Source organism: Myxacorys almedinensis A (assembly GCF_010091945.1).
GTDB classification, from domain to species: domain Bacteria; phylum Cyanobacteriota; class Cyanobacteriia; order Leptolyngbyales; family Leptolyngbyaceae; genus Myxacorys; species Myxacorys almedinensis.
The window spans coordinates 53,981-61,887 of record NZ_WVIE01000028.1 but is presented as its reverse complement, the minus strand read 5'-3'; the positions used below and the strand labels follow the sequence as shown (position 1 = coordinate 61,887).

The window sequence follows — 7,907 nt, the reverse complement described above, 5'->3', positions numbered from 1 at the left end:
GCTCATCAGGACAAATCAAACAACGCTTTCCTAATCTTGCTTCCTTTCCTCTCCTTCAAGATGGATAAAGTCGAGCTCAGATCAGAATGTAGTCTTCAAAGTCATATCGAGTTCTTAGCTTTAACAGCGATCGCTCAATCCCCTGTTGGTCTAACCACTGCAACACTGCTGCTGCACACTCAGCACATTTAAGCAAATCAAATCGGCTAACAATTGCGCCCACCTCCCGATAAATCTCTTCCGATGATAAGTCACTCACAATCTAATCAAATCCTCAAAATCCCAACCTTACCTATGAGATCGATCGCTTAACGGTGGTGTACCGCACATTTCAGGCAAAGGTACAAGCGAGGTCTCGTCGCGGAAGAAATCTGCGATCGCAGCGGAAACGTCACCCTTGCCGAAGTTTACGCTGCCCTCACTTACTATCACGCCAACGTTGCAGAAATCGAAGCCGATATCGCCCATCAAGCAGCAGAAGCAAAATGCCTAGAAACAGTGCATCAATCTTCGACCCGATCGAAGGAACCGCGTTACTTTTGCAGTTGAGCGGCACTTGCGATATCTGCAAGCAGTGTATCGGCAGCTAGAGTAACACTTTGTAAACTCGCGCCATAATAAATGCAGTAACACTCGTATTCAACATCAGTTCGATCGGCTTGATTCCCCCAACCTCCTGCTCTCCAAAAAGAAGGGAGCCATTTGCGGGAGAGGGGAGTCAGAAAAAATATTGTCGAACTGACGTGTATGTACTGCCGTTCCCGGAGAATCTCATGGCAATTCGCGCCAGTTTGCCGTTTGTGAGTCGTCGTCAGGCTGACATTATCGAAGTTGTAGCTCGCAACGGCTGGTCTTATTTTCGCAATCAATTATCGCTCAATCCTGAACCAGAACAGTTTTCGCTTCCGTTGCCTGAGGTGCTGCGGCAAATTTTGATTGACTTGGGACCAACCTTTGTCAAACTGGGGCAACTCTTGAGTACGCGCCCTGATCTGCTGGCACCAGAGTATATTCAGGCTCTCGAAACCCTGCAAGATGATGTGCCTGCATTGCCGTGGGTTGAGATCGAAGACATTCTTAAAGCAGAATTTCAGCAGCCGTGGACAACGCTGTTTGCCGAGATTGACCAGAGCGCGATCGCAGCCGGTTCCCTCGGACAGGTGCACAAGGGCAGACTGAAAGATGGGCAAGTGGTGGCAATTAAAATTCAGCGTCCGGGTATTCGATCGGTGATTGAGCAAGATTTGGATGTGCTGCAATCGCTCGCAGAATGGTTTAGCAGCGACAGTGTTGGGCAAGCCTACGATCTGCCCGGATTAGTCGAAGAATTTCGCTCTAGCTTAAATGGAGAGTTGGATTTTCGGCGAGAAGCGCGCAACACCGATCAACTGCGCGAAAATTTGTCAAGCAGTACGCTGTGGAATCGAGGGCAGGTGATTGTTCCGCAGGTATTTTGGAGCCTGACTCGCGAACGGGTGCTGGTGCTGGAATGGATTGAAGGCGTCAAGCTCAACAGCGTCGATCTTCCAGAAGCGCGCAAGCAAGCGTTGGCAGCGCTGATTGTGCAGGTGATCATGCAACAAATGCTCTTGAATCGATTTTTTCATGCTGATCCTCATCCAGGCAACTTTTTGTATATCGGGGATGAAACCGAAAATCGGATTGCCTTGCTCGATTGTGGCATGGTGGCAATGTTTGATCCCCGCACGCAGCGTATTATTTCTGATCTGCTCGTTGGCATTATTTACGAGCAGCCGCGCCAAGTGGCGCAATCGATCCGAGAGTTAGGATTTACGCGCCTAGAACTTGATTTACGATCGATCGAATCTGCCTTTGATCGGCTATTGCGCCGGTTTTACACCCGCCCGCTCGAAGAAATCAACATGACGGAGTTGCTGAATGAGGCGCTGAGAATTCCCCGCGAAAACAAAATTCAAATGCCTGGAACGATCGGTTTGTTTGTCAAAGCGATCGCAAATGTGGAAGGCATTGCTCGACGGTTTGATCCGCTATTTCCCTTTGTCGATGTGGCACGCCCTGTGGTCGAACAATCGCTGCAACGCCGGATGTTTGGCGATCAAATCGTTCCCGACATTGCTCGGTCGTCGCTCTATTTATCGGAATTTTTGATTCAATTTCCGCAGCGTTTAGATGTATTGCTCGATCGGTTGGAGCGATCAGAGTTGGGGTTAATTTGGCGATGGCGCGACCAATCAGAGTTTCAACAAGCCGTGACAAAGGCAGTGCGGCGAATAAGCTTGGCGCTGATTGGAGTGGGGAGTATGGTGTCGGGTTCGTTGCTGGCAACCGCCGGATTAGCCGACCCTTCTGGCGCAACGTTGCTGTGGAGCCAGGGGCTACTTGGGGTTGGCATAACGCTGGGTGCGTGGTTGGTGATGGAATATCTGTTCAAGCCTTAAACGTTTACTTTACCAAGGCAGGCGGCTCCCGTCCCACGAGAAAAATTCTCCGCTATCGCTTTCTTGGAGTTGATCGAGGACGGTGAATAGCTGTTGAACGGTGCGATCGCAGGAAAATAATTTCTCCGGCGGCACAGTGCGCTGAAACGGGCGGGACAATTTTGTATCGGTTGTGCCAGGATGCAACGTCACCACGATCGTCCGGGGGCAGGTTCGCTTGTATTCGATCGCGGTGGTTCGCATCAACATATTTAACGCTGCTTTTGACGCACGATAGCCATACCATCCGCCTAGCTGATTGTCTCCAATGCTGCCCACTCTGGCAGAAATTGTGGCAAACAGGGCGCGATCGCGGTGCTTCAACAACGGCTGCACATGTTTAGCTAACAACGCTCCGCCAATGCTGTTGATCTGAAAATACCGGATCAAATTTTCTGCATTGAGATGCCGCAAACTTTTCTCAGGCTGCATGATTGAGTCGTGCAGAATGCCAACACAATTGATCACATAATGCAGCGTCGATGTTTCGGTTTGAATCTCTGCGATCGCATCGGCAATCTGCGATTCATCGGTAATATCCATCGGCAGACAGCGTAGGCGCGGATCTGTTAGCATCACCACGTCTGATTTAGGATGACGATAGGTCGCGTAGACGCGATCGCAGCGATTTGAACTCAAACATTGCTTGACAAATTCTAACCCAATGCCTTGACCCGCTCCGACAATCAGTGCCGTTCGTAAACCCGTTCTTGAGTTAATGTTGCGAGGCAAGTCGGTCATCGTTGTCGTAGGAAAAACCGCTCTGAGTATACCATTGGGTGCTTCGCTGTTGGATAGCAAGCAACGTACGAAACAGCCTACCTGAATCTAACGTCAGCGATCGCTTGTTCTGTCGAATTTTTTGGCAAAGAAATCTAAGAAGTCACTCCTTGCCCTGTTCTCTACCCCACATACACCCCTGACACAAGCTACCTTCCAGCATTTAATAACTCTTCCTAAGAAGTCAAACGCACCGTGTTAACCGAGAGAGATTGAGCTATCATAGGAATTCTGAACTCACTAATCCGTCCAATCATCTCTTAAACCCTGAGAGATGACGGTGTAGGCTGCACATTTTCTGGATGTGCATACGCATCAACAGGAGGCGATTTTTTTACGGAGACAACCAGGAAAACAATTAGCATGGTCAATCAGAACACAGTAGCTATGGATGTCGGTTTTACCCACGAAGACTTTGCGGCTTTACTAGACAAATACGACTACCATTTCAGTCCGGGAGATGTTGTAGCAGGAACCGTATTTAGCCTAGAGCCAAGAGGTGCGCTGATTGACATTGGTGCTAAGACGGCGGCTTACATTCCGATTCAAGAAATGTCGATCAACCGCGTGGATAGCCCCGATGAGGTGCTGCAATCCAACGAAACCCGAGAGTTCTTCATCTTGGCAGACGAAAACGAAGATGGGCAGTTGACCCTCTCGATTCGTCGGATTGAATACATGCGAGCCTGGGAACGGGTTCGTCAGCTTCAAGCCGAAGATGCAACGGTGCGATCGATTGTATTTGCCACCAACCGAGGCGGTGCCCTTGTTCGCATTGAAGGATTGCGCGGCTTTATTCCTGGCTCTCACATCAGCACTCGCAAGCCCAAGGAAGAATTGGTCGCGGAAGAATTGCCGCTCAAGTTTTTGGAAGTAGACGAAGAGCGCAACCGGCTTGTTCTCAGCCACCGTCGAGCGCTGGTTGAGCGTAAGATGAACCGCCTGGAAGTTGGCGAAGTGGTGATCGGTACGGTGCGCGGCATCAAGCCTTATGGTGCGTTTATTGACATTGGCGGTGTCAGTGGGTTGCTGCACATCTCCGAAATTTCTCACGATCACATCGATACGCCTCACAGCGTCTTTAACGTCAACGACGAAGTGAAGGTGATGATTATTGATCTCGATGCTGAGCGCGGACGGATTTCGCTTTCGACCAAGCAGCTTGAGCCAGAACCCGGCGATATGGTGAAAAACCCAAGTGTAGTGTACGACAAGGCTGAGGAGATGGCGGCGAAGTATCGTGAAACAGTAATGCAACAGCAACAGGGCGGAGCGCCTGCGGCAGTTGTAGAAGCGCCACCTGAGATCGAAGCCCCTACGGTAGAGGAGGAACTAGAAATCCCTTCAGCCGTTGAGGAGCCGGAAATCCCTCCCGTTGTTGAAGAAGCAACAGTTGAAGAAAGGTCTGTTGAAGAAGCGACTGTTGAAGAAGGGTCTGTAGCGCCAGATGAACCTGCGATTACCGCTATGCAAAACTCGGAAGGAATTGCGGAAGCGACCGAAGAAGCAGAAGAAGCAGAGTTAGCGCCTGTCACTGAAGAATAAATCGCAACTTATACAGCGATTCAACACTGCGATTCAACACTGTAAGAGGGAGCCATCCCTCTTTTTTTGTGAGGATTTTGATAGTGAGAAGTTTGATGGTGAGAAGTTTGATAAGGTGCTGAAGTTGCTGGGTACGGTTTGCAGGGGAAGTAGATTTTGCAATACCCACTTGCCATTCAAACAGAACGATGGTCGAAACACTAATGTCTTGAGCAGGCATACTGGCAAGGTTTTGAGCAACCTGCCCTTGACCTTTAAAGTAGTAGATCAGGGTATTGGTATCCAAAACGTGCATTTAAAGGCTCTCTCGCAAGAGGTCTTGTCCCGATTCAGCACGAATATCCTCTAGGCTAGGAAAGTCTTCTCTCCACGCTCCGGCAAGGGAGTAAACAAGCTCTGCCCAAGGAACTGAGTCTTACCGTGCCGACGGGTCGGTTAGCATTCAGGTGTTTGGCACGAATAAATTCAGCATAAGTCAGGATCTCGCTGGCTTGCTCTTGGGGAAGGGATTTGACGATCGCGTAAATTTGTTCAGCAATACTCATGATAGGTTTCAGGATAAAGTGCAGTTTAAGTATAGGCATCCTAGCCAGTTGACTTTCTCACTGTTTTAGAAGCCTTGCCCCTGCTACCTTGAAATCATATCTGTCATCTGAGCCTTAGACGCTCCCGATCCAAAGCAACGCGATTGGCTTTCCCACGTTCCGCAGGATCGCACCTCGTGAAGATTTAATAATTCTCTGATGGAATTACGGAACCTTGTTCAGTAAGAATTCGAGGGATCTAATATAGAACTAGTAGCGTTAGGCAAGGGATCTTATCGAAACGGTTTACGGTCATCTTCAAGGTCTCAAATCCAGTCAGTTAAAGCAGTTGCAGCGCTTGTATCATCAGCGTCTACCGGGCGATCGCATCACAACGCCAGAATTTGCCCAACGGCTGGCTGCCATTAGCACAGACATTAATCAACCTATTTGTACCTACGTAAATCGACGGGGACAGGTAATTCGAGTTGGGATCGGTACGCCTAGGCAAACGCAAATTCCGCCGCTAGAACTTCCGCGCTACGGGGCAGAACGGCTGTGCGGCATTCGCTGCATCGCAACTCAACTTAAACACGACACCCCTGGTGAATCTGCGCTCACGGCAATGGCAATTCAGCGACTCGATGCCCTAGTAGCGCTGACGCTCACAGGCGGCGGATTTGAGCGGCGCGGCGGTGGGGCAACGGGCTATGTGAAGGCTGCTTACTTAGCCCATTTAGTGCCTCATCCTGAAGCAAACTGGACGGTTTCTCCGGCTCTGAGCCTGGATACTGTGGCAGATCAAGACTTTTTAGAATTAGTTGAGGGGCTAGAAGAAGAGTTTCGGCGAGATGCGATCGCACACCAGGTCGATGGCAATCACGATCAGGTGTTGGTCATCGGTGTGCAAGTGGATAATCTCTCGCCGCAACGCTTTCAAGATGGTCTGCATGAGTTGACGCGGTTGGTGGATACTGCTGGCGGTGAAGTGCTGCAAACCTTGAAACAAAAGCGGTCTCGTCCCCATCCTCAAACTGTGGTAGGAGAAGGGAAGGTGCAGGAAATTGCCCTCACTGCACAGACGATCGGGGCAAATTTAATTGTGTTCGATCGCGACCTTTCCCCGGCTCAAGTGCGAAATTTGGAAACTCAAATCGGCATTCGCGTTGTCGATCGCACCGAAGTGATTTTGGATATCTTTGCTCAACGGGCGCGATCGGGGGCGGGAAAACTCCAAGTGGAGTTGGCGCAGCTTGAATATATGCTGCCCAGACTGGCAGGGCGGGGACAAGCCATGTCACGCTTGGGCGGCGGTATTGGCACCCGCGGTCCAGGGGAGACGAAGCTAGAAACAGAGCGAAGAGGTATTCAACGACGCATTTCTCGACTCCAGCAAGAAGTAAACCAGCTTCAGGCGCACCGGGCACGGTTACGGCAGCGGCGGCAGCATCAAGAAGTTGCGTCTGTTGCCGTGATTGGATATACGAACGCTGGGAAGTCTACGTTGCTCAATGTGTTGACAAACGCTGAAGTGTACACTGCCGATCAGCTTTTTGCAACGCTAGACCCTACCACGCGACGATTGATGGTGACCGATCTAGAAACCAACCAATCTACTTCTATGCTGCTCACTGATACGGTGGGATTTATTCATGAATTGCCGCCCTCGTTGATGGATGCTTTTCGGGCTACGCTAGAAGAAGTGACCGAAGCCGATGCCTTGCTGCATGTGGTGGATTTATCTCACCCAGCTTGGCAAAGTCAGATCCGTTCGGTGATGCACATTTTGTCGGAAATGCCGATTTCTCCGGGACCGGCACTGGTCGCATTTAATAAAATTGATCAAGTCGATGGGGCAACCCTTGCGATCGCACGAGAAGAGTTTCCTCAAGCTGCTTTTATTTCGGCTTCCGAGCGGCTTGGTTTGGAAACGTTGCGGCAACGGCTGTGTCAACTGGTGAAATATGCGGTGTCTCCATGAGCGTGATTCAGGCGGCAAAATATCTTCAAATCGATGGGTTTCTAGATCAGTCGAGGCTGCCATCTACTGTCTCGCAAGAGTGCAATATTCACCTGCTGGAGTATGTGATCAGCCGCGAATCTAGGTTTGTTTCAACTACCACGTCAACGGGCGAAGCCGATTATCGAAACTCAAAAATTTTGTACGAATTTCCAGAAATATCAGCATGGATGGTTCACCATATCAGCGCGATATTGCCGACGGTGTTTACCCAGTTGGATCATCCGCTGTTTGAGGTGTCGCAAATCGAGATGCAGCTAACAGCGCACAACGACGGCAATTATTACAAAATGCATAACGATAATGGCAGTGCTGCTGTGGTTAATCGAGAACTGTCCTACGTCTACTATTTCTACCAAGAGCCGAAAGGGTTTTCAGGAGGAGAGTTGCGGCTGTACGATCTAGATGTCGCTACCGGATGGTATGAATCAGCCGAAACATTTGTGACGATCGAGCCGCGCAACAACAGCATTGTCTTTTTTCCCAGTTACTATCTTCATGAGGTGTTGCCTGTGGCTTGCCCATCCCGTAGGTTTGCTGAAAGTCGCTTTACGCTAAATGGTTGGATCTGTCGTTAGC

General features: G+C 50.0%; 8 protein-coding genes. 4 read left to right on the top strand and 4 right to left on the bottom strand.

The window, feature by feature from the left end; genetic code table 11:
* Positions 1-76: 76 nt before the first annotated feature.
* The gene (locus GS601_RS19055) at positions 77-259 is read right to left on the bottom strand and encodes a papain fold toxin domain-containing protein (protein ID WP_162424880.1); all 183 of its coding nucleotides are present in this window, start codon (positions 257-259) and stop codon (positions 77-79) included.
* A gap of 514 nt (positions 260-773) precedes the next feature.
* On the opposite strand from GS601_RS19055, the gene GS601_RS19050 reads away from it, so the two are divergent.
* On the top strand, positions 774-2,420 hold the full coding sequence (locus GS601_RS19050) for an ABC1 kinase family protein (RefSeq protein ID WP_162424879.1): 1,647 nt from the start codon (positions 774-776) through the stop codon (positions 2,418-2,420).
* A 9-nt stretch (positions 2,421-2,429) separates the two neighbouring features.
* Here the strand turns inward: GS601_RS19050 and GS601_RS19045 are convergent, their stop codons facing one another.
* A complete protein-coding gene (locus GS601_RS19045; RefSeq protein WP_162424878.1) occupies positions 2,430-3,200 on the bottom strand; it encodes an SDR family NAD(P)-dependent oxidoreductase in 771 nt (256 codons plus the stop codon).
* A gap of 402 nt (positions 3,201-3,602) precedes the next feature.
* On the opposite strand from GS601_RS19045, the gene GS601_RS19040 reads away from it, so the two are divergent.
* Complete coding sequence (locus GS601_RS19040; protein WP_162424877.1) at positions 3,603-4,784, top strand: S1 RNA-binding domain-containing protein; 1,182 nt, start codon at positions 3,603-3,605, stop codon at positions 4,782-4,784.
* Here the strand turns inward: GS601_RS19040 and GS601_RS23010 are convergent.
* A complete protein-coding gene (locus GS601_RS23010; RefSeq protein WP_202925208.1) occupies positions 4,771-5,079 on the bottom strand; it encodes a PIN domain-containing protein in 309 nt (102 codons plus the stop codon). The two genes, GS601_RS19040 and GS601_RS23010, sit on opposite strands and share 14 nt — an antisense overlap.
* A 55-nt stretch (positions 5,080-5,134) precedes the next feature.
* Positions 5,135-5,329: a DUF2281 domain-containing protein gene (locus GS601_RS19030; RefSeq protein WP_238393373.1), complete on the bottom strand. Its 195-nt coding sequence runs from the start codon at positions 5,327-5,329 to the stop codon at positions 5,135-5,137.
* A gap of 328 nt (positions 5,330-5,657) precedes the next feature.
* On the opposite strand from GS601_RS19030, the gene hflX reads away from it, so the two are divergent.
* Complete coding sequence (gene hflX / locus GS601_RS19025) at positions 5,658-7,289, top strand: GTPase HflX (protein ID WP_202925207.1); 1,632 nt, start codon at positions 5,658-5,660, stop codon at positions 7,287-7,289.
* On the top strand, positions 7,286-7,906 hold the full coding sequence (locus GS601_RS19020; RefSeq protein ID WP_162424876.1) for a 2OG-Fe(II) oxygenase: 621 nt from the start codon (positions 7,286-7,288) through the stop codon (positions 7,904-7,906). The genes hflX and GS601_RS19020 overlap by 4 nt, the downstream gene beginning before the upstream one ends.
* Position 7,907 lies beyond the last annotated feature (1 nt).

Bases quoted from the DNA above. Each gene is read 5' to 3' on its own strand.
- GS601_RS19040 (WP_162424877.1), top strand. From the start codon at position 3,603: ATGGTCAATCAGAACACAGTAGCTATGGATGTCGGTTTTACCCACGAA.
- GS601_RS19020 (WP_162424876.1), top strand. From the start codon at position 7,286: ATGAGCGTGATTCAGGCGGCAAAATATCTTCAAATCGATGGGTTTCTA.
- GS601_RS19030 (WP_238393373.1), bottom strand. From the start codon at position 5,329: ATGAGTATTGCTGAACAAATTTACGCGATCGTCAAATCCCTTCCCCAA.
- GS601_RS19050 (WP_162424879.1), top strand. From the start codon at position 774: ATGGCAATTCGCGCCAGTTTGCCGTTTGTGAGTCGTCGTCAGGCTGAC.
- GS601_RS23010 (WP_202925208.1), bottom strand. From the start codon at position 5,079: ATGCACGTTTTGGATACCAATACCCTGATCTACTACTTTAAAGGTCAA.
- GS601_RS19045 (WP_162424878.1), bottom strand. From the start codon at position 3,200: ATGACCGACTTGCCTCGCAACATTAACTCAAGAACGGGTTTACGAACG.